The organism is Pseudomonas putida, from assembly GCF_002906855.1.
Taxonomy (GTDB): Bacteria; Pseudomonadota; Gammaproteobacteria; order Pseudomonadales; family Pseudomonadaceae; genus Aquipseudomonas; species Aquipseudomonas putida_N.
On record NZ_MINI01000048.1, the window covers coordinates 1,213,411 to 1,237,454 of the forward strand.

Annotated in this window: 24 protein-coding genes and 1 other RNA gene; 8 read left to right on the plus strand and 17 right to left on the minus strand. The window is 63.2% G+C overall.

The window, feature by feature from the left end; all coding sequences use genetic code 11:
- Positions 1–94 precede the first annotated feature (94 nt).
- Together BGP85_RS28290 and BGP85_RS28295 are read left to right on the plus strand one after the other, a co-directional pair.
- On the plus strand, positions 95–1,771 hold the full coding sequence (locus tag BGP85_RS28290) for a GspE/PulE family protein (protein ID WP_103446177.1): 1,677 nt from the start codon (positions 95–97) through the stop codon (positions 1,769–1,771).
- An 89-nt stretch (positions 1,772–1,860) separates the two neighbouring features.
- Positions 1,861–2,175: a DUF2388 domain-containing protein gene (locus tag BGP85_RS28295; RefSeq protein ID WP_085676392.1), complete on the plus strand. Its 315-nt coding sequence runs from the start codon at positions 1,861–1,863 to the stop codon at positions 2,173–2,175.
- A 29-nt stretch (positions 2,176–2,204) separates the two neighbouring features.
- Here the strand turns inward: BGP85_RS28295 and gcvP are convergent, their stop codons facing one another.
- The 10 genes from gcvP to BGP85_RS28345 form a co-directional block, all read right to left on the minus strand.
- Positions 2,205–5,078: an aminomethyl-transferring glycine dehydrogenase gene (gene gcvP / locus BGP85_RS28300; protein ID WP_103446178.1), complete on the minus strand. Its 2,874-nt coding sequence runs from the start codon at positions 5,076–5,078 to the stop codon at positions 2,205–2,207.
- Between the two features lie 197 nt (positions 5,079–5,275).
- Complete coding sequence (gcvH, locus tag BGP85_RS28305) at positions 5,276–5,659, minus strand: glycine cleavage system protein GcvH (protein WP_103446179.1); 384 nt, start codon at positions 5,657–5,659, stop codon at positions 5,276–5,278.
- Positions 5,660–5,707: 48 nt separating this feature from the next.
- On the minus strand, positions 5,708–6,790 hold the full coding sequence (gene gcvT / locus BGP85_RS28310; RefSeq protein WP_103446180.1) for a glycine cleavage system aminomethyltransferase GcvT: 1,083 nt from the start codon (positions 6,788–6,790) through the stop codon (positions 5,708–5,710).
- Between the two features lie 123 nt (positions 6,791–6,913).
- A complete protein-coding gene (locus tag BGP85_RS28315) occupies positions 6,914–8,536 on the minus strand; it encodes an ABC transporter permease (protein ID WP_103446181.1) in 1,623 nt (540 codons plus the stop codon).
- Positions 8,537–8,551: 15 nt separating this feature from the next.
- Positions 8,552–9,553 (minus strand): extracellular solute-binding protein, encoded by a 1,002-nt coding sequence (locus BGP85_RS28320; RefSeq protein WP_103446182.1) that lies wholly within the window; start codon positions 9,551–9,553, stop codon positions 8,552–8,554.
- Positions 9,554–9,669: 116 nt separating this feature from the next.
- Positions 9,670–10,887: a 2-octaprenyl-3-methyl-6-methoxy-1,4-benzoquinol hydroxylase gene (locus BGP85_RS28325; protein WP_181004454.1), complete on the minus strand. Its 1,218-nt coding sequence runs from the start codon at positions 10,885–10,887 to the stop codon at positions 9,670–9,672.
- Positions 10,888–10,896: 9 nt separating this feature from the next.
- On the minus strand, positions 10,897–11,379 hold the full coding sequence (locus tag BGP85_RS28330) for a DUF4442 domain-containing protein (protein WP_103446184.1): 483 nt from the start codon (positions 11,377–11,379) through the stop codon (positions 10,897–10,899).
- Positions 11,376–12,575: a 2-octaprenyl-6-methoxyphenyl hydroxylase gene (gene ubiH / locus BGP85_RS28335; RefSeq protein ID WP_103446185.1), complete on the minus strand. Its 1,200-nt coding sequence runs from the start codon at positions 12,573–12,575 to the stop codon at positions 11,376–11,378. The genes BGP85_RS28330 and ubiH overlap by 4 nt, the downstream gene beginning before the upstream one ends.
- Positions 12,572–13,906: a Xaa-Pro aminopeptidase gene (gene pepP, locus BGP85_RS28340; RefSeq protein ID WP_103446186.1), complete on the minus strand. Its 1,335-nt coding sequence runs from the start codon at positions 13,904–13,906 to the stop codon at positions 12,572–12,574. The genes ubiH and pepP overlap by 4 nt, the downstream gene beginning before the upstream one ends.
- Positions 13,907–13,928: 22 nt before the next feature.
- Entirely contained in the window at positions 13,929–14,483 is a 555-nt protein-coding gene (locus tag BGP85_RS28345) for a YecA/YgfB family protein (protein WP_103446187.1), read from the minus strand.
- 182 nt (positions 14,484–14,665) lie between these two features.
- Between BGP85_RS28345 and BGP85_RS28350 the strand changes: the two genes are divergently transcribed.
- From BGP85_RS28350 to BGP85_RS28365, 4 genes are all read left to right on the plus strand, one after another.
- Positions 14,666–14,848 carry a TIGR02449 family protein gene (locus tag BGP85_RS28350; protein ID WP_029886233.1) on the plus strand — a complete coding sequence of 61 codons (183 nt, stop codon included), beginning with the start codon at positions 14,666–14,668 and terminating at the stop codon, positions 14,846–14,848.
- Positions 14,845–15,165: a cell division protein ZapA gene (locus BGP85_RS28355; protein ID WP_103446188.1), complete on the plus strand. Its 321-nt coding sequence runs from the start codon at positions 14,845–14,847 to the stop codon at positions 15,163–15,165. Before BGP85_RS28350 ends, BGP85_RS28355 begins: the two co-directional genes overlap by 4 nt.
- Before the next feature lie 17 nt (positions 15,166–15,182).
- A non-coding RNA gene (gene ssrS / locus BGP85_RS28360) (6S RNA) lies at positions 15,183–15,362 on the plus strand.
- Positions 15,363–15,418: 56 nt separating this feature from the next.
- Positions 15,419–16,027, plus strand: coding sequence for a 5-formyltetrahydrofolate cyclo-ligase (locus tag BGP85_RS28365; RefSeq protein ID WP_103446189.1), 609 nt, complete (start codon positions 15,419–15,421; stop codon positions 16,025–16,027).
- Positions 16,028–16,047: 20 nt separating this feature from the next.
- Here the strand turns inward: BGP85_RS28365 and BGP85_RS29020 are convergent, their stop codons facing one another.
- Positions 16,048–16,197, minus strand: coding sequence for a hypothetical protein (locus BGP85_RS29020; protein ID WP_165837333.1), 150 nt, complete (start codon positions 16,195–16,197; stop codon positions 16,048–16,050).
- A gap of 178 nt (positions 16,198–16,375) precedes the next feature.
- Between BGP85_RS29020 and BGP85_RS28370 the strand changes: the two genes are divergently transcribed.
- Positions 16,376–16,828 carry an EVE domain-containing protein gene (locus BGP85_RS28370; protein WP_060485681.1) on the plus strand — a complete coding sequence of 151 codons (453 nt, stop codon included), beginning with the start codon at positions 16,376–16,378 and terminating at the stop codon, positions 16,826–16,828.
- A gap of 91 nt (positions 16,829–16,919) precedes the next feature.
- On the opposite strand, the gene BGP85_RS28375 is transcribed toward BGP85_RS28370, so the two are convergent.
- Positions 16,920–17,324: a flagellar basal body-associated protein FliL gene (locus tag BGP85_RS28375; RefSeq protein ID WP_027920870.1), complete on the minus strand. Its 405-nt coding sequence runs from the start codon at positions 17,322–17,324 to the stop codon at positions 16,920–16,922.
- A 169-nt stretch (positions 17,325–17,493) separates the two neighbouring features.
- Between BGP85_RS28375 and BGP85_RS28380 the strand changes: the two genes are divergently transcribed.
- Positions 17,494–18,471, plus strand: a complete 978-nt coding sequence (locus BGP85_RS28380) for an NADPH:quinone oxidoreductase family protein (RefSeq protein ID WP_103446190.1) — start codon at positions 17,494–17,496, stop codon at positions 18,469–18,471.
- A gap of 96 nt (positions 18,472–18,567) precedes the next feature.
- On the opposite strand, the gene BGP85_RS28385 is transcribed toward BGP85_RS28380, so the two are convergent.
- The 5 genes from BGP85_RS28385 to trxA all read right to left on the minus strand — a co-directional run bounded on the left by BGP85_RS28385 (position 18,568) and on the right by trxA (position 23,843).
- Positions 18,568–19,218 carry a gamma-glutamylcyclotransferase gene (locus BGP85_RS28385; protein ID WP_103446191.1) on the minus strand — a complete coding sequence of 217 codons (651 nt, stop codon included), beginning with the start codon at positions 19,216–19,218 and terminating at the stop codon, positions 18,568–18,570.
- Positions 19,219–19,464: 246 nt separating this feature from the next.
- Positions 19,465–20,433: a CDP-6-deoxy-delta-3,4-glucoseen reductase gene (locus BGP85_RS28390; protein WP_103446192.1), complete on the minus strand. Its 969-nt coding sequence runs from the start codon at positions 20,431–20,433 to the stop codon at positions 19,465–19,467.
- A complete protein-coding gene (gene ubiD, locus BGP85_RS28395; protein ID WP_027920866.1) occupies positions 20,433–21,899 on the minus strand; it encodes a 4-hydroxy-3-polyprenylbenzoate decarboxylase in 1,467 nt (488 codons plus the stop codon). The genes BGP85_RS28390 and ubiD overlap by 1 nt, the downstream gene beginning before the upstream one ends.
- Before the next feature lie 123 nt (positions 21,900–22,022).
- A complete protein-coding gene (gene rho / locus BGP85_RS28400) occupies positions 22,023–23,282 on the minus strand; it encodes a transcription termination factor Rho (protein WP_003253661.1) in 1,260 nt (419 codons plus the stop codon).
- 231 nt (positions 23,283–23,513) lie between these two features.
- The gene (gene trxA, locus BGP85_RS28405) at positions 23,514–23,843 is read right to left on the minus strand and encodes a thioredoxin TrxA (protein ID WP_016392405.1); all 330 of its coding nucleotides are present in this window, start codon (positions 23,841–23,843) and stop codon (positions 23,514–23,516) included.
- Between the last annotated feature and the right edge of the window lie 201 nt (positions 23,844–24,044).

A 24,044-nucleotide genomic window follows, 5' to 3' on the forward strand; every position in this document is an offset into this window, starting at 1 on the left:
GGCGGCGCAAAATCCCGAAATCCTTTCCCGAGCCTCGCTCCGCCAGGCACGGCTAGCCTTGACCCAGGACTCCCCCAAGGCACGGACGCCGCCGATGTTCACTCTCAACGAGCAATCCCTCGATCTCAAAAGCCTGCTGGATGCCTTGCAGGCCGACCAGCGCCTGACCGCCACCGATTCATGCCAGGTTCGCGAACAAGCGTCCCGTTACAGCGCTCACCACCCGCTTGAAACCATCGCGGCCCTGGGCCTGGAAGATCGCTGCCAGCCTGGCCAGCTGCTGAACCTGGACGCCCTCTGCCAATGGCTGGCACAAAAGGTCGGCCAGCCTTACTTGCGCATTGACCCCATGCAACTCGACCTGGCCCAGGTCAATGGCCTGATCTCCCCAGCCTTCGCGCAACGCCACGGCATCCTGATCGTGGCCAACGACGCCAACGCCATCACCGTGGCCAGTGCCGAACCCTACCAACAGCTGTGGCAGGCTGACCTCGCGCGTAGCCTGGGCAAACCGATCCGCCGCGTGCTGGCCAGCCCGCTGCAGATTCGCCAACTGGGCCAGTCGCTGTTTCGCCTGGCCCACTCGGTACAAGGTGCGCAGCACCAGCAAGCAACCAGCCTGGGCGAGCTCGAGCACTTGCTTGAGCTCGGCAAACGGCAAGCAGAGGCAACGGCCGATGACGCGCACATCGTGCATATCGTCGACTGGCTGCTGCAGTACGCCATCGAGCAACGCGCCAGCGATATCCATCTGGAGCCACGCCGTGATCAAGGCCACCTGCGCTACCGCATCGATGGTCTGCTGCACACGGTCTACGCCTTCCCGGCCAGTGTCACCCTGGCCGTGGTCAGCCGCCTGAAACACCTGGGCCGCATGGATGTAGCCGAAAAGCGCCGCCCGCAGGACGGTCGGGTGAAGAGCAGCCTGCCAGGCGGCAGCGAAGTTGAGCTGCGCCTTTCGACGCTGCCGACGCCCTTTGGTGAAAAACTGGTGCTGCGCTTGTTCGACCCGCGCCAGTTGCAGGAGGACTTCGATCAATTGGACCTGGAGGGCGAGCCACTGGCCCAATGGCAAACGCTGCTGCAGCGCCGCCAAGGCATCCTGCTGGTCACCGGGCCTACCGGTTCCGGCAAGACCAGCACGCTCTACGCCAGCCTCAAGCAGCTGGCCACCCCGCAGGTCAACTTGTGCACCATCGAAGACCCGATCGAGCGGCTGGAGCCGGCGTTCAACCAGATGCAGGTGCAGCCAGCCCTGGGCCTGGGCTTTGCCGATGGCGTACGCACCCTGCTACGCCAGGACCCGGACATCATCATGATCGGTGAAATCCGCGACCGCGAGACCGCACTGGTGGCGGTTCAGGCTGCGCTCACCGGGCACCTGGTGCTCTCGACGCTGCACACCAATGACACCTGTAGCGCCATTACCCGTCTGCTTGAGCTGGGTGTGGCCGATTACCTGATCCGGGCGACCCTGGTCGGGGTCATGGCCCAACGCCTGGTGCGCTTGCTCTGCCACGCCTGCCAGGGCCGCCCATCGAACGATCCATGCCAAGTCTGTCGAGGCACCGGCTACCTTGGCCGTACCGGCTTGTTCGAACTGCTGATCCCGAGCGAAAGCCTGCGTGCACGGATAGGCACCTGCAACGATCTGGCCGAGCTGCAACGGCAGGCTCTAGCTGAAGGGTTACAGGATTTACGCAGCTGTGGGGAGGCAAAAGTGGCCCGTGGGCTGACCCGTTCCGAGGAGGTGCTACGGGTCTGTTCGTGAGCAAAAAACCCTTGTATTCAAGGAACTTACGCCCATTTTGCGGGATCAAAACGACCATTCCCAACCCTCACCCTTCGAGGTGTTTCATCATGCGTCTCAAAACTGCCATCGCAGCTGCTGCCCTGCTTTCGCTGCCTGTTGGCTCTGCCATGGCCGATACCTTCTGGCGTAACGTAATGACTTCCGGCGCCACCACGGCGTCGAGCTACATCACTTCGCACGACCACAAGCTGGTGCTCGCGGCACAGGATGACGCCGGCAGCTTCGTCGCCAGCGAGGGCGCGATTCGCGGGCCGTTCCTGGAGCAGGCACTGCAACAGGTGCGTGCCGAGAACCCAGGGATGCAAGCCTCGGACATGGATCTGGCCAACGCCATCCTGGCCAAGAACGCGGTAGCTGAGTAAGGCCTGGGGCGCTCTGCGCCCCCAGTTTTTCAGCGGTAAGCCTCTACCGGCACGCAAGCACAGAACAGATTCCTGTCCCCATACACGTTGTCGACCCGGTTCACCGCTGGCCAGTACTTGTGCAGGCGCACATGGGCACTGGGCGCAACCGCCTGCTCCAAGCTATAAGGCCGATTCCAGGGTGCCAGCACATCGGCCAGGGTATGCGGCGCATGCTTGAGCGGGTTGTCTTCCGCAGGCCAGTTCCCCTCCTGCACCTCGGCAATCTCTGCGCGAATCGCCAGCATCGCTTCGACGAAGCGATCCAGCTCGGCTTTCGACTCGCTTTCGGTGGGCTCGACCATCAAGGTCCCCGGCACCGGGAATGACATGGTCGGGGCATGGAAGCCATAGTCCATCAGGCGCTTGGCGACGTCCTCCTCGGTAATGCCGGTCTGCGCCTTGAGAGGGCGCAGGTCGAGGATGCATTCGTGCGCCACGCGCTGGTTGCGCCCGCGGTACAGCACCGGGAACGCACCGCCAAGCTGGCTGGCCAGGTAGTTGGCCGAGAGGATCGCCACTTCGCTGGCATCAGCAAGCTGCGGACCCATCATGGCGATGTACATCCAGCTGATCGGCAGGATGCTCGCGCTGCCCCAGGGCGCGGCGCTGACCGCAGTGTTGTTCGGATCCAGGCCGGGAACGGGTACGACCGGGTGGCTGGCGACGAACGGCTTAAGATGAGCGCGGATGCCGATTGGCCCCATGCCTGGGCCGCCACCGCCATGGGGGATGCAGAACGTCTTGTGCAGATTCATGTGCGAAACATCGGCACCGATATCCGCAGGTCGCGCCAGGCCGACCTGAGCGTTGAGGTTGGCACCATCCATGTACACCTGGCCGCCGTGCTGGTGGACCACCTCGCAAATCTCGCGGATGCCTTCTTCGTACACACCATGGGTCGAGGGATAAGTGACCATCAGGCACGACAGCCTGGCCCCGGCGGCATGTGCCTTGGCCTTGAGGTCTTCGAGGTCGACGTTGCCAGCATCATCGCAATCGACAATCACCACCTCCATGCCCGCCATCTGCGCCGAGGCCGGGTTGGTGCCATGTGCCGACGATGGGATCAGGCACAGCGTGCGCTGAGGCTCATGACGGCTGCGGTGATAACGGGTGATGGCCATGAGCCCGGCGTATTCACCCTGGGCGCCGGAGTTGGGTTGCATGCAGATGGCATCGAAGCCGGTAATGGCGCACAACCAGCCTTCCAGTTCATCGATCATTGCCTTGTAGCCGGTGGCCTGTGCGGCGGGCGCAAAGGGGTGAAGCTGGGCGAAAGCAGGCCAGGTGATGGGGATCATTTCGCTGGTGGCGTTGAGCTTCATGGTGCAAGAGCCGAGCGGGATCATCGACTGGTTCAGTGCCAGGTCCTTGTTTTCCAGCTGCTTGAGGTAGCGCAGCATCTCGGTTTCACTGTGGTGCAGGTTGAACACCGGGTGGCTGAGGAACGGCGTGCGGCGCACCAGCGCAGCGGGGATGCCTTCGGGCAGCGCGTGCTGGTCGAGCGCGGCGATATCCAGGCCGTGATCGACACCCAGGAAAATATCGAACAGCCGCAGCACGGTGGCTTCGTTACAAGTTTCGTCCAGGCTCACGCCCAGATGGCCGCGCCCCAGAATGCGCAGGTTGATGCGGGCGGCCTCGGCACTTTCGATGATCGCCGCCTGAGCGCCGCCGACGTCCAGGGTCAAGGTGTCGAAAAAGTGCTGGTTGACGCGCTTGATGCCTTTGGCCTCAAGGCCTGCAGCCAGCACGAAGGTCAGCCGATGCACCCGCTGAGCGATGCGTTGCAGGCCTTGCGGGCCGTGATACACCGCATAGAAACTGGCGATGTTGGCCAGCAGCACCTGGGCGGTGCAGATGTTGGAGTTGGCCTTTTCCCGGCGGATATGCTGCTCGCGCGTCTGCAGGGCCATGCGCAGAGCCGTGTTGCCACGAGCATCGCGGGATACGCCAATGATGCGCCCGGGCATCGCCCGCTTGTAGTCGTCACGGCAAGCGAAGTAGGCCGCGTGCGGGCCACCGTAGCCCATCGGTACGCCGAAGCGCTGGGTCGAACCCAGCACCACATCGGCTCCGAGCTCACCGGGCGGAGTCAGCATCACCAGACTGAGCAGGTCGGCGGCCACACAGGCCACGGCCTGCTGGGTGTGCAACTGGTCAATCAATGGCCGCAGGTCGCGCACTTCGCCGTGAGTGTCCGGGTATTGCAGCAGGGCACCGAATACCTGATGTTTGGCAAGGTTGTCCACAGTGTCGATGATCAGCTGGAAACCGAAGCCTTCCGCGCGGGTTTTCAGTACCGACAAGGTCTGTGGGTGGCAGTGCTGGTCGGCAAAGAAGGCGTTGCTCTGGTTGCGCGCCACTCGCTTGGCCAGGGCCATGGCTTCGGCACCGGCCGTGGCTTCATCGAGCAACGAGGCATTGGCCAGGGCAAGCCCGGTGAGGTCGATGACCATCTGCTGGAAGTTGAGCAGCGCCTCCAGACGGCCTTGGGCGATTTCCGGCTGATAGGGCGTGTAGGCGGTGTACCAGCCGGGGTTTTCCAGCACATTGCGCAGGATGACCGTGGGCGTGACGGTGCCGTGGTAACCCATGCCGATGAGGCTGGTCCACACCTGGTTCTGCTCGGCGTAGCCGGCGAGCTTGGCCAACGCAGCCTGTTCATCCAGGGCCGGCGGCAGGTCGAGGGCGCGGTTGAAGCGGATGCCTGGCGGCACGGTCTGCTCGATCAGCTCGCTGCGGCTGTTGAGGCCGAGGGTGCTGAGCATTGCCTGCTGCTCCGAGGCATCGGGCCCCAGGTGGCGGCGCAGGAATGGGTTGAGCTCTTGCAGTTGATGCAGGGATGGCGACTGGGACATGTCGACGCTCTCTTCCTAGACCAGGTCTCATGGAGACTTATAAGTCTAGGAAGGATTGCCGATTCTGCGGGGAATCTTGCGTTTGCAGGCCCGGCCCTTTCGCGGGGCGAGCCCGCTCCTACAAGTCATAGACAGCCCCGCGAGCGGATGCTGTCCCTGTAGGAGCGGGCTTGCCCCGCGAACCAGGCGACGCGGTCTTACTCGCCGATCAGTGCCTGATAGCCAGCAGCGTCCAACAGCTTGTCCAGCTCCGACTTATCGCTTGGCTTCAGCTTGAAGATCCACGAATCGTAAGGTTCTTCGTTGAGCAGCTCCGGGCTATCCGCCAGTTCTTCGTTGACCGCGATCACTTCACCGGCAACCGGGGCGTAGATGTCGGAGGCAGCCTTGACCGACTCGACCACGCCGGCAGCGTCGCCAGCGCCGAACACCTTGCCGACTTCGGCCAGCTCGACGAACACCACGTCACCCAGTGCTTGCTGGGCGTGGTCGCTGATGCCGACGGTGACGGAGCCATCAGCTTCCAGGCGCGCCCACTCGTGGCTTTCGGCGAAACGCAGGTCGGCGGGGATATTGCTCATGTCTTGAATTCCTCGTTTGGGTCAGCGGTTCGGCCCGCCGTTGAATGTTCAGATCAAAATCTTGCCATGGCGCACGAAGGTCGGTTTGACCACCCGCACCGGGTACCATTTACCGCGGATTTCGACCTCGGCGCGGTCCCCGGTCGCCATGGGCACGCGCGCCAAGGCGATGGATTTGCTCAGCGTAGGCGAGAAACTACCACTGGTGATCTCCCCTTCGCCAATCCCGGCTACACGCACCACCTGGTGGGCACGCAAAACGCCGCGTTCTTCCAGCACCAGGCCAACCAGTTTTTCCTGCACACCCCGCTCGATTTCCGCCAACAGGCTGGTACGGCCGACGAAGTTGCGCGCAGCCGGCTCCCAGGCAATAGACCAGCCCAGGTTAGAGGTCAGCGGGGTGTGGCTTTCATCGATATCCTGGCCGTACAGGTTCATGCCCGCTTCCAGACGCAGCGTGTCGCGCGCGCCCAGGCCGCTCGGCGCGATGCCGGCGCCAACCAGGTCGTTGAAGAACGCTACGGCCTCATCACCCGGCAGGATGATTTCCAGGCCGTCTTCACCGGTGTAGCCAGTGCGGGCGATGAACCAGTCACCTTCGGCAATACCTTCGAACGGGCGCAGTTCACGGATCAGCGCGGCGCGGGCCGGGGTCAGCAGCGCGGCGACTTTCTCGCGGGCATGGGGGCCCTGGATGGCGAGGATGGCGAGGTCAGGGCGAACGTCGAACGTGACGCTGAAACCGGCACTCTGCACCTCCAGCCAAGCGATGACCTTCGCCCGAGTGGCCGCGTTGGTGACCAGGCGGTAGCCGCTTTGGGTGCGGTAGACGATCAGGTCGTCGATGACTCCGCCGTCTTCGCTGAGCAACGGGCTGTACAGCGCCTTGCCGGTGCCGTCGAGACGGGCCACGTCGTTGGCCAGCAGACGTTGCAGCCAGCGTGTGGCGTCGTCGCCGGTGATGTCGATGACCGTCATGTGGGAAACATCGAAGACACCGCAGTCGCTGCGCACCTGATGGTGCTCCTCGACCTGCGAGCCATAGTGCAGCGGCATGTCCCAGCCGCCGAAATCGACCGTCTTGGCACCGAGCGCCAGGTGCAAGTCGTACAAAAGCGTGCGCTGTCCCATGGGTTTCTCCTTCCGGGCGTGGCGAAGCGGCGGCGGTCGATGACGTTTAATCGTCAGCTCTTCTTGTAGGACCCGCCGCGCGAATGCCGCGCATTGTAGCCGCAAGGGCGCAAGCTGGCATCCTCAGTGACTGTGACCCGGACGCCGAGCGGAACGGCGAATCAGCCCGATGACCGGCAGCAGCCCTACCAGCACCAAGGTCAGCGCCGGCAACGAGGCGCGCGCCCATTCGCCTTCGCTGGTCATCTCGAACACCCTGACCGCCAGTGTGTCCCAGCCAAACGGGCGCATCAGCAAGGTGGCGGGCATTTCCTTGAGCACGTCGACGAACACCAGCAACGCAGCGCTCAAAGCCCCGGGCACCAGCAGCGGCAGATACACCTTGAAAAACAAACCCACGCCACCGACGCCAAGACTGCGCGAAGCCTCCGGCAATGAGGGCCGAATACGCTCCAGGCTGCTCTCCAATGGGCCATAGGCCACGGCGATGAAACGCACCAGATAAGCCAGCAGCAAGGCGGCCAGGCTGCCCAGCAGCAGAGGCTTGCCCGCACCGCCCAACCAGGTCGACAGCGGAATGACCAGCTGATTATCCAGATAACTGAACGCCAGCATGATCGACACTGCCAGCACCGAGCCGGGCAAGGCATAGCCCAGGTTGGCCAGGCCAACGCCGGCACGAATGCCGCCCGTCGGCGCCTGACGGCGGGCGAAGGCCAGCAGCAGGGCCACGCAAACGGTGATCAGAGCGGCCATGCCGCCCAGGTACAAGGTATGCAGCACCAGGCCGACATACCGATCGTCCAGATCATGCCGACCGCGCTGCCAGAACCACACCAGCAACTGCAGCAGCGGAATGACAAATGCGCAGGCGAACACCAGCAGGCACCAGCCGCTGGCGAGTAGCGCTTTGACCCCACGCAAGTGATAGAGCGCCTGCCCACGCGGGCGCTCGTTGCCACTGCGGGTTGCGCCGCGGGCGCGGCGCTCGCCGTACAGCACCAGCATCACCGCCAACAGCAGCAGGCTGGCCAGCTGGGCCGCGCTGGACAGGCTGAAGAAGCCGTACCAGGTCTTGTAGATGGCCGTGGTGAAAGTATCGAAGTTGAACACCGACACTGCACCGAAATCGGCCAGGGTCTCCATCAGCGCCAAGGCGATGCCCGCACCAATCGCTGGCCGCGCCATCGGCAGGGCCACCCGCCAGAAGGCTTGCAGGGGCGACAGGCCCAGTACCCGCGCGGCCTCCATCAAGCCCTTGCCCTGGGCCAGGAATGCCGTGCGCGCCAGCAGGTAGACGTAGGGGTAGAACACCAGCACCAGGACGATGATCACCCCACCGGTCGAGCGTACCCGCGGCAGGCGCATCGGCCCGAACACTTCGCGCAGGGCGCTCTGTACCGGGCCGGAAAAATCGAGCAGGCCGACGAAGACGAAGGCCAGCACGTAGGCAGGGATGGCGAACGGCAGCATCAGCGCCCAGTCGAGCCAGCGTCGGCCGGGGAACTCGCAGAGGCTGGTCAGCCAGGCCAGGCTGACGCCGAGCAGGGTGACGCCGATCCCGACGCCGACCACCAAGGTCGCGGTATTGCCCAACAGGCGACCCATCTGGGTGTCGAGCAGGTGCGACCAGATCTGCAGGTCGATGGACTGCCATGACAGCAACAGCACGCTCAGGGGCAGGAGGACCAGGGCGGCTGTCAGGGTGACCGGGAGGTACCAGCGGCGCTCGGAGGTGTGGGGCAAGATGCTGTTCTCGACTCAGTTCCAGCCGGCCCGATCCATCAGGCGAATGGCCTCGGCCTGACGCTTGCCGGCCACTTCCACTGGAATGCTGTCAGCCTTGAAGCTGCCCCAGGCTGCCACTTCTTCCGACGGTTTGACCTTCGGGTTGGCCGGGAACTCTTGGTTGATGTCGGCGAACAGCTTCTGCGCCTCCTCGCCAGTCATCCACTCGACCAGCTTCTTGGCGGCTTCCGGGTGCGGTGCATGCTTGGTCAGGCCGATGCCCGACAGATTGACGTGCACGCCACGATCACCCTGGTTGGGCCAGAAGATCTTGACCGGCAGATTCGGGTTCTGGGCATGCAGGCGGCCGTAGTAGTAAGTGTTGACCACGCCCACATCGCACTGGCCGGCTTCGATGGCCTGGATCACCGAGTTATCGTCGGAGAACACATCGGTGGCCAGGTTGCCGACCCAGCCTTTGACGATCTGCTCGCTCTTGGCCTCGCCGTGGTTCTCGATCAGCGTGGCGGTCAGCGACTGGTTGTACACCTTCTTCGCGGTGCGCAGGCACAGGCGGCCTTCCCAGTGCTTGTCGGCGAGGGCTTCATAGGTGGTCAGCTCGGCCGGCTTGACTCGCTCGGTGGAGTAGACGATGGTCCGTGCACGCAGGCTCAGGCCGGTCCAGTCATGGGACGAAGCGCGGTACTGCGGGGGGATGTTCTGGTCGATGATGTCCGACTTGATCGGCTGCAGGATCCCCATCTGCTCAGCTTGCCAGAGGTTGCCGGCATCGACGGTGAGCAGCAGGTCAGCCACACCGTTTTCGCCCTCGGCCTTGATGCGCTGCATCAACGGGGCTTCCTTGTCGGTGATGAACTTGACCTTGACCCCGGTCTTGGCGGTGTAGGCATCGAATACCGGCTTGATCAGCTCGTCGATGCGCGAGGAGTACACCACCACTTCGTCGGCCGCCTGGGCAGTGCCGCCGAACAGGGTCAGGGCCAGGGCGGCTAGTAGGGGCTTGCGTGGCAACATGGAAAGCACTCCTCGGATCGTATGAGAGGTGCAAATGGTAGTGAATCCCATTTTCCAGCTCATCATCCGAGCAGTTACTGGATGTTGCAGAGGGCTGCAAAGCAGCCCCAGCAATCTCAAGCCTTGGCAAGATCAGGTAGGTCCCCGGTCAACCCCAACGCCTGGCGCACGAACAGCGCCTTGGCCTCCGGCATCTGGTCCACCAGCTTCAACCCGCTGTTACGCAACCAGCGCAGCGGCAGCGGATTGGCCTGGAACAACCGCTCAAAGCCTTCCATCGCCGCCATCAACGCCAGGTTGTGCGGCATGCGCCGGCGCTCATAACGGCTGAGCACTTTTACATCCGCCAACCGCTCACCGCGCTCGCAGGCATTCTCCAGCACCTCGGCCAGTACTGCGGCGTCGAGGAAGCCCAGGTTGACGCCCTGCCCGGCCAGCGGGTGAATGGTGTGCGCGGCATCGCCGATCAACACCAGCCCTTCGTCCACGTAGCGCTTGGCGTGGCGCTGGCGCAACGGCACGCAGACGCGCGGGTCGGCCTCCAGCACATCCCCCAGACGCCCCTCGAAGGCGCGTTCCAGGGCCTTGAGGAAGGCCTGCTCATCCAGTGCCATGATCTGCTCGGCCTGCTCCGGCGTCGTCGACCAGACGATCGAGCACCAGTCCTGCTTGCCGTCACGCGACAGCGGCAGGAACGCCAGCGGCCCCTCATCGGTGAAACGCTGCCAGGCGGTGGCTTGGTGCGCAGCACTGCAGCGCACGCTGGTGACGATTGCGTGATGCAGGTAATCCCATTCGCGGGTCTCGCAGCCGGCCAGCCGGCGCACCGCCGAGTTGGCGCCATCGGCGGCCACCACCAGCGGTGTCCGCAGCTGGCGGCCGTCGGCCAGGGTCAGCAGCCATTCGTCACCGGAGCGGCGCAGCTGCTCCAGGCGGGCATTGGGCAACAGGCCAATGTCGCTGTCGTGCAGGCGCTCCAGCAGACCGTCCTGTACCACCCGGTTCTCGACGATATGGCCGAGCACCTGGGCATGCACGCTGGCTGCCGAGAAATGAATCTGACCGGTACCGCTGCCGTCCCACACATGCATGTCGGAATACGGCGACACGCGCCGCCCGGCGATGCCTTCCCAGGCACCCAGGCGTTCGAGGATGCGCTGGCTGGCTGCCGACAGGGCACTGACCCGTGGCTCGAACGGAGCGGCGCCATCGAACGGTTTCACCGACAGCGGGCCGCCATCGAGCAGGAGAATTTCCAGGCCGCTGTGGCGAAGCGCCAGGGCCAGGGCGCTGCCGACCATACCGGCACCGACAATCAACAGATCTGCGCGCATTTCCATGCTTTACGCCTGCCTCGCTTGCGGCTTGAGCCGCACGTATAGGGTTTTATCGACCCGTGCCACCAGCTCGCCGGCTTCGTCACGGATATCGACCTGCACACGCGGCAGGTACTTCTTGCCGGTGGCGGTCTGCTGGCGGATCTCGTCCAGCAACGCGTCATCGACGTGGAATTCGGCGTACACCGTGCCTTTGCCCGGGGCGATGAAATCGATGCTGGCAGCCTTGTCCCAGACGATGTACTCGCGGCCCAGCTGCTCGATCAACAGCAGCATGTAGAACGGGTCGACCATCGAATACAGGCTGCCGCCGAACTGGGTGCCGACGTAGTTGCGGTTCCAGCGGGTCAGTTTCATGCGCACCTTGACGCTGCGCATGTCCAGGCTGATGTGCTGGATGTGGATGCCAGCGCCAAGGTACGGCGGGTAGAAGTTCAGCAGCCAGCGCAACATGCGCGCCCGGCGCGCCAGCCTGCGCGGGTTGCTCATGCCTGACCCCGCGGATCGGGGCGGGTGCCGAGGCCCATGGCCTGGCGGGCGAACCAGCTTTTGGCCGGTGGCAGCAGGTCGAGCCCGAGCAGGCCGATATTGCGCCCCGCCGCCAGCAGCGGCTGGTTGCTGCCGAACAGGCGGGTGACCTGGTCGGAGAAGCCAATGGTCAGGGCCTGGTCGAGGCGCTGGCGCTGGTGATAGGTCTGAAGGCTGGCAAGATCACCCGGATGTTGCGGGCCAGCCAGCAGCGCATCGGCCAGCGACTGCACGTCACGCAGCGACAGGTTGAAGCCCTGCCCGGCAATCGGGTGCAGGCTGTGCGCGGCGTTGCCCAGCACTACAAGATGCGGGCGAACCTGCTCCTGGGCTTCGATCAGCGCCAACGGGTAGAGATGCCGGGCACCGACCTGGCGCAGGGCGCCGAGGCGATAGCCAAAGGCATCCTGCAGCTCACGCAGGAAGCTGCGCTCGTCGATTTCGGCCAGGCGCCGGGCATCCATCCCCTGCCGCGTCCAGACCAGCGCGCAGCGGTTTTCAGGCAAGGGCAGCAAGGCCATCGGGCCTTGCTCGGTGAAGCGTTCGAAGGCTTGGCCGCAGTGGGCCTCGCCCGGGGTGATGTTGGCGATCAGCGCGCTCTGCTCGTAGGGCGTACGGCGCACATGGATACCCAGTTGCTCGCGCAGGCCGGAGCGGCCACCGTCAGCCAGCACCGCCAGGTCGCATTCCAGGCTGGTGTCGTCGTCCAGCAGTAGGCGGTAGCCACCTTCGACGGCCTGCATCGCCTTCACTTCGGCCGGGCAGCGCCAGCTCACCACCTCGCTGTCCAGCCCTTGCCACAGGCACTGACCGAGCCAGGCGTTCTCCACCACGTAACCCAGGGCCGGTACGCCCTCCTCCGTGGCATCCAGGCGCGTAGCACCGAAACGGCCCCGATCAGAGACCTGGATCTGTCGGATCGGCTCGGCGCGCGGGCTGATGGTTTGCCACAGGCCAAGGTGCTGGTAGATCTGCCGGGTGCCGAAAGACAATGCCGAGGAACGTGCATCGTAGCTGGGCTGGAAGCTGTCGCCGGGGGCGAACGGCTCGATCAGCAGGATCTTCCAGCCACGTGCCTTGGCGCCGGCCTGCAGGGCCAGGGCCAGGCTTGCGCCGACCAGACCGCCACCGATAATCGCCAGGTTGACCCGGTTCATGCCGCGTCCTTACGTGCAGCCTGCATCAGCGCCTCGATCTCGGCGACCGTACGAGGCACACCGGAGGTCAGAATGTCACAGCCTTGCCTGGTCACTACCACGTCGTCCTCGATCCTGATGCCAATGCCGCGCCATTTTTTTGCGACCGACTCGTTGTCGGCGGCAATGTAGATGCCGGGCTCGACAGTCAACGCCATGCCAGGCTCCAGCACCCGCCACTCGCCGCCCACCTTGTATTCGCCAACATCATGCACATCCATGCCCAGCCAGTGCCCGGCACGGTGCATGTAGAAGGCCCGGTAGGCCTCGCTGTCGATCAGCGCCTGCACCTCACCCTTGAGCAAGCCGAGTTCCACCAGGCCTTCGGTGATGACGCGCACGGTCGCCTCGTGGGCGTGGTTCCAATGCTTGCCCGGAGCGATCTCGGCAAATGCGGCGGCCTGGGCCTTGAGCACCAGCTCGTAGATGGCCTTCTGCTCGGGCGAAAAACGCCCGCTGACCGGGAAGGTACGGGTGATATCGCTGGCGTAGCAGTCGATCTCGCAGCCAGCATCGATCAGTACCAGGTCACCGTCCTTGAGCGGGGCATCGTTCTGCTGGTAGTGCAGGATGCAGCCATTGCGCCCGGCGGCGACGATCGAGCCGTAGGCCGGCATCTTCGCCCCGCCCTTGCGGAACTCGTAGTCCAGCTCGGCTTCAAGGCTGTATTCGTGCAGCCCGGCGCGGCAGGCCTGCATGGCCCGTACATGGGCGCGCGCAGAGATCTCAGCGGCGGCCCGCATCACTTTCACTTCCGCTGCCGATTTATACAGGCGCATGTCGTGCAGCAGATGATCCAGCGCAACGAACTCGTTCGGCGGCTGGGCGCCGAGGCGCGCCTTGGAGCGGATCACGTTGATCCAGTCCATCAAGCGTCGGTCGAACTCAGCGTTGCTGCCCATGGCGCTGTAGACCCGTTCGCGGCCTTCGATCAGGCCCGGCAGGATCTCGTCGATGTCGGTGATCGGGAAGGCATCGTCCGCGCCAAAGTCACGGACTGCGCCTTCCTGGCCGGCGCGCAGCCCGTCCCATTGCTCGCGCTCCGGGTTGCGCTCGCGGCAGAACAGCACGTACTCGCCATGCTCGCGGCCAGGGATCAGTGCGATCACCGCCTCTGGCTCGGGGAAGCCGCTGAGGTACTGGAAATCGCTGTCCTGGCGGTACACGTGCTCGACATCGCGGTTGCGAATGGCAACCGCGGCAGCCGGCAGGATGGCAATGCTGTTGGGGACCATCTGCGCCATCAGCGCCTTGCGCCGACGGGCATACTCGGCCTTGGGTATGTGGCTCATGGGCAGGACTACCCCCGGTTGATCAGTGCAGCGAAGGTTTTGGTGCAGGTGCGGCAGGCGCCGCCAGCTCCGTGTACAGCAGCAGCGGTGCGACGCGCAGGTACTCCATGACTTCCATGTAGTCGCTCTCGCCGTCTTCGGATTCTTCGAGGGCTTCCTGGACCTGGGAAATGGCCACCAAGTCCTGCAGCACTTCCTTGGCTTCGGTAGACAGGTCCTTGCCACCGGCGTTCAGGCCAAAGCCGGTGATGAAGCCCTGGCACCACTGGCCCAGCGCCTCTGCGCGGTCGGCCAGCGCGGCATCGTCGCTCGGCAGCAGCAGGATGATGGCCATGTCTTCGCTGTTCAGCTCGCCCTTGACCATATCTTGCAGGCCGATCAGGGCATTGCGCACGGTGTCGCCGGGTTCGGTTTCCAGCAGTTGGGCGGCGTCGGCCAGCCACGCCTCGGCATCGAAGCCGGCACCGGCGCAGCTGCGCCCGATCAGCAGGCCGTGCAGCTCGGCAGGGGTGACAGGATGGCCATTGCTCGAGAGCAGCATGGCAAAAGCAACGTAAGGCGATTGAGTATTAGGCATGGTCGGCTAGGCGCCAGACGGCGCATTTGACTAGAATGAAGACCTTGTATCCTAGCACCGGCAGGCGCGCCAAGACCATCGGCACTGGCCGCCGCTGCGCAGGGAGAGGCATCATCGCAGGGTGATTCAACGACGGAGCGAATCGAGTGCAACCCACGCAAGAGAACGACCTGCAAGCGCTGATGAGCCGATTCGAGTTGCTGATTGAACGCGTCGAGCAACTAAAACGGCAAAATGCACTCCTAGTAGCTCAGGAAAAATCCTGGCGCGAGGAGCGCGCCCACCTCATCGAAAAGAACGAGATCGCCAAGCGCAAGGTCGAGTCGATGATTTTACGCCTGAAGGCCCTGGAGCAAGACTCATGAGTTCAAGCAATAGCGTCACCGTGCAGATCCTCGACAAGGAGTATTCGATCATCTGCCCGCCGGAAGAGCGCAACAACCTGGTCAGCGCCGCGCGCTACCTGGACGGCAAGATGCGCGAGATCCGCAGCAGCGGCAAGGTGATCGGTGCCGACCGCATTGCGGTCATGGCGGCGTTGAACATCACTCACGAGATGCTGCACCGCCAGGAGGAACGCAGTGACGCGCCGGTGAGTGGCACCAGCCGTGAACAGGTGCGTGACCTGCTGGAACGGGTCGATCAGGCTTTGTCCGACGACGCGGGTACCAAAAACGGCTGAGATTGGTATACTGGCGCCACTCCCTGGGGGATGCGCCAGTCGGTTATGTCCCTGAGCCGATACGCACAACCACGGGGGTTGCACGCTGGGGCCGGTGTGCATGTCCGCCCGACGGAAAGCCTTAACGCCCCCTGCAATCTCCACCTTGAACTTTCGGGTTCAAGGGCTACACCGATAGCGGTCTTATCGGGGAGCCTGATTCTTCCTGCCCAGCGCTCGGCTGGGCAATCCGACACCTGGGATAACCAGTGCCATGACCGAAACTGCGCCGCTCACCCGCCCCCAGCTTCGTCGCCTGCTTCGCAATGCCCGCCGCGCCCTCACACCCGCCCAACAGCACCAGGCTTCACGCGGCCTGTTCCGCCAACTGGCGCAGCACCCCTTGTTCCGCCGCGCCCGACATATCGCCTTGTACCTGCCCAATGACGGTGAAATCGACCCGCGCCTGCTGCTGCGCGAGGCCCAGCGCCGGGGCAAGCGCACCTACCTGCCGGTGCTGCATGCCTGGCCGCGTACGCGCATGGTGTTCCAGCGTTTTGAACAGGGCGAAAAGCTCAAGCGCAACCGCTTCCGTATTCCCGAACCGTTGACCGATCGTCGGCGCCAGCGCCCGATCTGGTCGCTGGACCTGATCCTGCTGCCGCTGGTCGGCTTCGATGAAGTCGGCGGGCGATTGGGCATGGGCGGGGGTTTCTACGACCGCAGCCTGGCCTACCAGGCACGGCGCAAGACCTGGAAGAAACCGTTGCTGCTGGGGCTGGCGCATGAATGCCAGAAGGTCGAACGACTGGCGCAGGCCAGTTGGGATGTACCGCTGCAGGGCACGGTCAGCGACCGTAGCTGGTACCTGGCGCCGAAGTAAGCGGCGTCAGCGAGGGGATATCAGCGTTGCTGAGGGTTGGCGTCGACTGGCGTCTGATAGGCGGTATCCAGCTTGCGCTCCCAGATGCCCTGGGCATAACCGGTGGTGACCACACCAAGGCCAAAGATGAAGACCAGGATCCACAGTAGATCCGGTTTGCGTTGATTCATCGAAGAATGCCCCCCTAGGCATACGTTCAGGCTCGGCGACCTTCTAGGTGCCGCCGGAGCGTCTAGCTTTAAAATCGGCGCATTTTCCGACAACCTGAGTCTTCACGCAAACGTTGACGCCAACCGGCTGTCGGTTTCATGCAACAGGTTATTTCAAACCTTTTCAGGAGCAGTATCCATGGCCTATTGGCTGATGAAATCCGAGCCCGACGAGCTGTCGATCGAAGGCCTGGGCCGCCTGGGCGAGGCACGCTGGGATGGCGTACGCAATTACCAGGCGCGCAACTTCATGCGGGCCATGAGCGTAGGCGACGAGTTCTTTTTCTACCATTCCAGTTGCCCGCAACCGGGCATTGCCGGCATCGCCCGCATCACTGCAGCGGCCTACCCCGACCCGACGGCACTGGACCCGGAAAGCCACTACTTCGACGCCAAGGCCAATGCCGAAAAGAACCCTTGGAGTGCGGTAGACGTGGCCCATGTGAAGACCTTCCGACAGGTGCTGGGGTTGGGGCTGCTGAAGCAGCAGAGTGCGCTGGCAGAGTTGCCACTGGTGCAGAAAGGCACGCGGTTGTCAGTGATGCCGGTGACTGAAGAGCAGTGGGCGGCGATCATCGCACTGGCGCGCTGAGTTCGGCTTGAGTGTTGCAGCGCGTATGCGATCGAGCGCCGCGCGGGCGACGCTCGATATCACAGGCGCCAGATCTCTAAAGCCAGACCAATCACTGCACAATCAAGTTATTGAACAGCAGATCCTCGACAATCGGCTTGCCCTCTTCCGATTCCATCACCTGCTGCACCTGCTTCAACGCTTCCTGGCGCAGCTTCTCCTTGGCGTCGACGTTGCTCATGCTATCCACCGTCTGCTGGGTGAACAGGGCCACCAACTGGTTGCGGATCAACGGCTCCTGGTGCTTGACCGCAGCAGCCGCGGCATCACCGGTCACGCGCAAAGCCACATCGGCCTTGTACACGCGCAGCTTGGGGCTGCCATCGAGGGCGTAGTTGCCGACGAAGGGTGGGCTCAGGGTGATGTAGGAAACTTTCGGCTCCCCTTCCTTGGCTTCTTCGGCCATGGCCGCCGCTGGCAGCATCAGCGCCAGTACCATCAAGATCCACGCTTTCACGAATTCGCTCCTCAAAACAGTTGGCGCCAGCTTACCCAGCATGCCGCGCAAACCCAAGCACGGGCTTGTGCCAGCACTTATGTCAGCACATCAGGGCGGGGCATGCTCGTTGACCCGGCAGGCGACCCTCCTACACTTATCGGCCACTCCACGCAAAGGAATAGCCCCGATGAAAGCTGTGTTGTGCAAAACCCTGGGCCCGGCTCGCGACCTGGTGCTGGAAGACGTGGCCAGCCCGGTGCCGAAGAAGAACGAGATCCTGCTCGATGTGCAGGCTGCCGGGGTCAATTTCCCCGACACGCTGATCATCGAAGGCAAATACCAGTTCCAGCCCCCGCTGCCATTCTCGCCAGGTGGCGAGGCCGCCGGCGTGGTCGCTGCGGTCGGCGAACGGGCCGGTACTTTCAAGGTGGGCGACCGGGTGATGGCCTTGACCGGCTGGGGGGCGTTCGCCGAGCAAGTGGCGGTCCCGTTCTACAACGTGATGCCGATCCCCGAGCACATGGATTTTGCCACCGCAGCGGCGTTCGGCATGACCTATGGCACCTCGATGCATGCCCTCAAGCAGCGCGGCCAGTTGCAGCCAGGCGAAACCCTGCTGGTGCTCGGCGCATCCGGTGGCGTTGGCCTGGCAGCGGTGGAAATCGGCAAAGCCATGGGCGCAAGAGTGATCGCCGCAGCCAGTAGCGCCGAGAAACTCGCCGTTGCCAAGGCTGCCGGGGCTGACGAACTGATCGACTACAGCCAGGCCAGCCTCAAGGAAGAAATCAAGCGCCTGACCGGCGGCCAGGGCGTGGACGTGATCTACGACCCGGTGGGCGGCGAGCTGTTCGACCAGGCCGTGCGCGGGCTGGCGTGGCAGGGCCGGCTGCTGGTGGTGGGATTTGCCAGCGGGACGATTGCGCAGATGGCGGCGAACCTGGTGCTGCTCAAGGGGGCGGCGGTACTTGGGGTGTTCTGGGGGGCGTTTGCCCAGCGCCAGCCAGAGGATAATGCGGCGAACTTCCGGCAATTGTTTGCCTGGCATGCCGAGGGCAAGTTGAAACCGTTGGTGTCGAAGACTTATCCACTGGCTGAAGCGGGGGCCGCAATCGAGCAGCTGGGGCAGCGCAAGGCTGTGGGTAAGTTGGTGGTGTTGGCCACATAAGCAGGGACTGGCCCCTTCGCGGGCAAGCCCACTCCTACAAGGGATAGCGTTTTCCCTGTAGGAGCGGGCTTGTCCCGCGAAAGGGCCGGCAGCTGCTCACACCTCGCGCAGGTTATGGCAGCGCCTGAACCGCGCCTCAAGGTTCCGATCTGGCATCTGATGGCTGCGCAGCGCATTCAATGTCTGCTCGACATAGTCTCGCGTGGTGCCATAGCGCCCCTTGGCACTCGCTAGAATCTGGCTGAGCAAGGTATCCGGCAGGTTGCCCGCATAGCACGGCAGATGCCGTTCCAGCACAAACCCCAACGCCTGCACCTTGCTGCCATCGCCCAACCGGCAGCTGAGCCAGTGCGGCCGATACGCCGGATAAGGCATTTCCCGCTGCCACAGGGCCATCAGCGAATCATCGAGGTTGCTGTCTTCAAGTCGGTAGGCAAAACCGCTGCAGGAGCCGCCGCGATCGAGGCCGAACACCAGGCCTGGCGTTTCCGGCGTCCCCCGGTGCTCGTGCGACCACAGGTACAACCCACGGTGATAACCATGTACTCGCGCCCGTTGGCGCTCCACCGAATTACATTCAGGCCGCCAGATCAACGAGCCATAGGCAAACAACCAGACAGGGCCACCTTCATGGCGCGACATGGTCATTTGCATGGAATTGAGCAACTGCTCACGGGTCAGTTGCTGACCGAAGTCGAGCGTCGGAGGATATGCAACTTCCCAGGACAAACTTTCAAGTGCCGACATAAGCTGCCGCCATTATTCCCTGTTTACTACGCATAAAGCGGGAGGCTCTGATGACGCGGCCTGCGCGGCCGCGCCAGCAGCGCTTGCAGTAACCATAGGATAGAAATGCGCCAATACTCAAGTCCCATGAACAGAGTTTCATGCACAGTTCCGACGACTGGGAAGTATTATTTCGATGGCCGCGAAAGTTAATGACCAAGGCGGTAACAATGACCGCCTTATACCCCTTACTTCAAACTTCGGTTATTAACCGCGCGGTGCGTAGGCAAACACATCGGCGCGCATGCGGTGCGCATCCATGCCGGCCTCGACCAGGGCGTCGAGGGTGGCGTAGACCATGTTCGGCGAGCCGCTGGCATACACATGCACGGTATTGAGGTCTTTCACGTCCTCGCACACCGCTTCGTGCAGCATGCCGCAACGCCCTTCCCAGCCACACAGGTCGCTGACCACCTTGTGCAGGAACAAGTTGGGCAAGCGCTCCCATTCAGCCCAGTGCTCGATGCTGTAGAAGTCCTCCGGGCGACGGACACCCCAGTACAGGTGCACCGGATGCTTGAAGCCCTGGGCGCGGCAATGTTCGACCAGGCTGTGCATCTGGCCCATGCCGGTGCCAGCGGCAATCAGCACCAGCGGCCCGTCAGGCAACTCGGCCAAGTGGGTATCGCCGAACGGCATTTCGATACGCGCCACGCGGTCACGCTGCAGTTGCGCCAGCAACTGCAGCGCGCTGGCTTCGCGGCCCAGCACATGCAGTTCAAGGTCCCGCCCGGAATGCGGCGCAGAGGCCAGTGAGAAGGCCGCCGGCTTGCCGCCCTCGCGCTCGATCATAAGGTATTGCCCGGCATGGTAACGCGGCGGCTTGCCGGCCGGCGCGCGCAGGCGCACGCGCCAGACGTCGCCACCGACCTCGACGCATTCGCTCACGCTGCACGCCAGCTTGCGCACTGGCAGCTCGCCCAGGGCAAGCACACCATCCCAGAGCAACACACAGTCCTCCAGCGGTTCGGCAATGCAGGTGAACAACTCGCCATGGTCACGGACTACACCGTCCTGACGCACGCTTCCTTCGACCAACAACGCGGCGCAGACATGGCAATTGCCATTGCGGCAGCTGTTTGGGCAGTCATAGCCCAGCCGCCGCGCTCCATCCAGGATCCTTTCCCCGGGTTCGAGCGCCAGCACCGCCCCGGACGGCTGCAACGTTACCTGCATCAATCTATTCCCAACTGATCCCACAGCTCATCGATACGGCGGGTGACGGCCTCGTCCTTGACGATGACCCGGCCCCATTCGCGTGTAGTCTCGCCCGGCCACTTGTGCGTGGCGTCCAGGCCCATCTTCGACCCCAGCCCCGATACCGGCGACGCAAAGTCCAGGTAGTCGATCGGCGTGTTGTCGATCATCACCGTATCACGCTTGGGGTCCATGCGCGTGGTGATGGCCCAGATCACATCGTTCCAGTCGCGGGCGTTGATATCGTCGTCGGTGACAATAACGAACTTGGTGTACATGAACTGTCGCAGGAACGACCACACACCCAGCATCACGCGCTTGGCGTGACCTGGATACTGCTTTTTCATGGTCACCACCGCCATGCGGTATGAGCAGCCTTCCGGCGGCAGGTAGAAGTCGACGATTTCCGGGAACTGCTTCTGCAGGATCGGCACGAACACTTCGTTCAGCGCCACACCCAGGATCGCCGGTTCATCCGGCGGCCGGCCCGTGTAGGTGCTGTGGTAGATCGGCTTCTGCCGGTGAGTGATGCGCTCGACGGTGAACACCGGGAAGCTGTCCACTTCGTTGTAGTAGCCGGTGTGATCGCCATACGGGCCTTCCGGGGCCATTTCGCCCGGATGAATCACGCCTTCGAGGATGATCTCGGCGGTGGCCGGCACCTGCAGGTTGCTGCCCCGGCACTTGACCAGCTCGGTGCGGTTGCCGCGCAGCAGGCCGGCGAAAGCGTATTCGGAAAGGGTATCCGGCACTGGCGTCACGGCGCCAAGGATGGTGGCCGGGTCAGCGCCCAGGGCTACGGCAACCGGGAACGGCTGGCCCGGGTTCTTTTCGCACCACTCACGATAATCCAGGGCGCCGCCACGGTGGCTCAGCCAGCGCATGATCACCTTGTTGCGGCCGATTACCTGCTGGCGGTAGATGCCCAGGTTCTGGCGGTCCTTGTTCGGGCCACGGGTCACGGTCAGGCCCCAGGTGATCAGCGGCGCCACGTCGCCTGGCCAGCAGTGCTGGATCGGGAGTTGGCCGAGGTCGACATCGTCACCCTCGATGACCACTTCCTGGCACACCGCGTCCTTGACCACCTTCGGCGCCATCGACACGACCTTCTTGAAGATCGGCAGCTTGGACCAGGCGTCCTTCAGGCCTTTCGGCGGCTCGGGTTCCTTGAGGAAGGCCAGCAGCTTGCCGATCTCGCGCAGTTCGTCGACCGACTCGGCGCCCATGCCCATGGCCACGCGCTCTGGCGTGCCGAACAGGTTGCCCAGTACCGGGATGTCGAAGCCAGTGGGCTTTTCGAACAACAACGCCGGACCCTTGGCGCGCAGGGTGCGGTCGCAGACCTCGGTCATTTCCAGGACAGGGGAAATCGGAACCTGGATGCGCTTGAGTTCACCGCGCTGCTCCAGGCCACGGATGAAGTCGCGCAAATCGCGATACTGCATGCATGAGCCTCGTGTTGGCCGTATCGGTCGGGGTGCAGAGTGTAGCGCCGATAGGGCCGCAATAGCCAAAGTACAGATAGCAAAAAGCCGGGTTTCCCCGGCTTTTCGCGTGGTACGACGATCTTACTTGCGCTTCATCGACAGGAAGAACTCGTCGTTGGTCTTGGTCTGCTTGAGCTTGTCGACCAGGAACTCGATGGCGGCGATCTCGTCCATCGGGTGCAGCAGCTTGCGCAGGATCCACATGCGCTGCAGTTCGTCGTCGGCGGTCAGCAGCTCTTCGCGGCGGGTACCGGAACGGTTGATGTTGATGGCCGGGAACACGCGCTTTTCAGCGATGCGACGGTCCAGGGGCAGCTCCATGTTGCCGGTACCCTTGAACTCTTCGTAGATCACTTCGTCCATCTTCGAGCCGGTTTCGACCAGCGCGGTGGCGATGATGGTCAGCGAGCCGCCTTCCTCGATGTTACGCGCGGCACCGAAGAAGCGCTTCGGCTTCTCCAGGGCGTGGGCATCGACACCACCGGTCAGCACCTTGCCGGAGCTCGGGATCACGGTGTTGTAGGCACGCGCCAGACGGGTTATGGAGTCCAGCAGGATGACCACGTCCTTCTTGTGCTCGACCAGGCGCTTGGCCTTCTCGATGACCATTTCGGCAACCTGCACGTGGCGGGTTGGCGGCTCGTCGAAGGTCGAGGCGACCACTTCGCCGCGCACAGTGCGCTGCATTTCGGTCACTTCTTCCGGGCGCTCGTCGATCAGCAGGACGATCAGGTGGCACTCGGGGTTGTTACGAGTGATGTTCGCCGCGATGTTCTGCAGCATGATGGTCTTACCGGCTTTCGGCGGAGCGACGATCAGGCCACGCTGACCTTTGCCGATCGGGGCGCACAGGTCGATGACGCGACCGGTGAGGTCTTCGGTGGAGCCGTTACCGGCTTCCATCTTCAGGCGCTTGTTCGGGAACAGCGGCGTCAGGTTCTCGAACAGGATCTTGTTCTTCGCGTTTTCCGGACGGTCGAAGTTGATGGTGTCGACCTTCAGCAGGGCGAAGTAACGCTCCCCTTCCTTCGGTGGGCGGATCTTGCCGACGATGGTGTCGCCGGTACGCAGGTTGAAACGGCGGATCTGGCTTGGCGAGACGTAGATGTCGTCGGGGCCGGCCAAGTAGGACGCATCAGCCGAACGCAGGAAACCGAAACCATCCTGGAGAATCTCCAGCACGCCGTCACCCGAGATCTCTTCGCCGCTTTTCGCGTGCTTCTTCAGCAGGGCGAAAATCACGTCCTGTTTGCGCGAACGGGCCATGTTTTCGATGCCCATCTGTTCGGCCATTTCCAAAAGATCGGTAATCGGCTTTTGCTTGAGTTCAGTCAGGTTCATAAGGGGAGTGACGTAATCATGTAAGAAGGGAGAATTAAGCTTTGGCTTAATGAGGCCGCGCCGCTAGATGGCGACAGGATCGCGTACTGATTCGAATTAGGGATGCTTCGGCGACGGCGTGCAGAGGGCACTGGAGAAGCAGTGCGAGGCCGAATGTAACACTTGCTTTTTTCTGCGTCTAGTGCTCTGAAAAAGAAAAAACCCCGCATTTGCGGGGTTTTTTGCTTCACATCACAGGTGGGCGTCGAGGAACGCGGCCAGCTGCGATTTGGACAGGGCGCCGACCTTGGTGGCTTCGACGTTGCCGTTCTTGAACAGCATCAGGGTCGGGATGCCGCGCACGCCGTGCTTGGCCGGGGTTTCCTGGTTGTCGTCGATGTTCAGCTTGGCGACGGTCAGTTTGCCCTCGTAGGTAGCGGCGATGTCGTCCAGAACCGGAGCGATCATCTTGCATGGACCGCACCATTCAGCCCAGTAGTCGACCAGCACCGGGCCTTGAGCCTGCAGGACTTCGGCTTCGAAGGTGGCGTCGGTGACGTGTTTGATCAGATCGCTGCTCATGGATATCTCCAGGGTCGTAAGCAAAAAACGTGGCCCATGATAGCGGCACCCAGGCCCTACAGGAAGTCACGGACGATTGAGTGTAACTATAGTTGTGCAAGACGCCGCGAATCGAAACTGTCACACAAGTGTCATAGCATGGAATGGCACATTGCCTTGCATCAAGGCCCGGTGCGGTGCGCGTTGGCGTCAGCCAAGGAT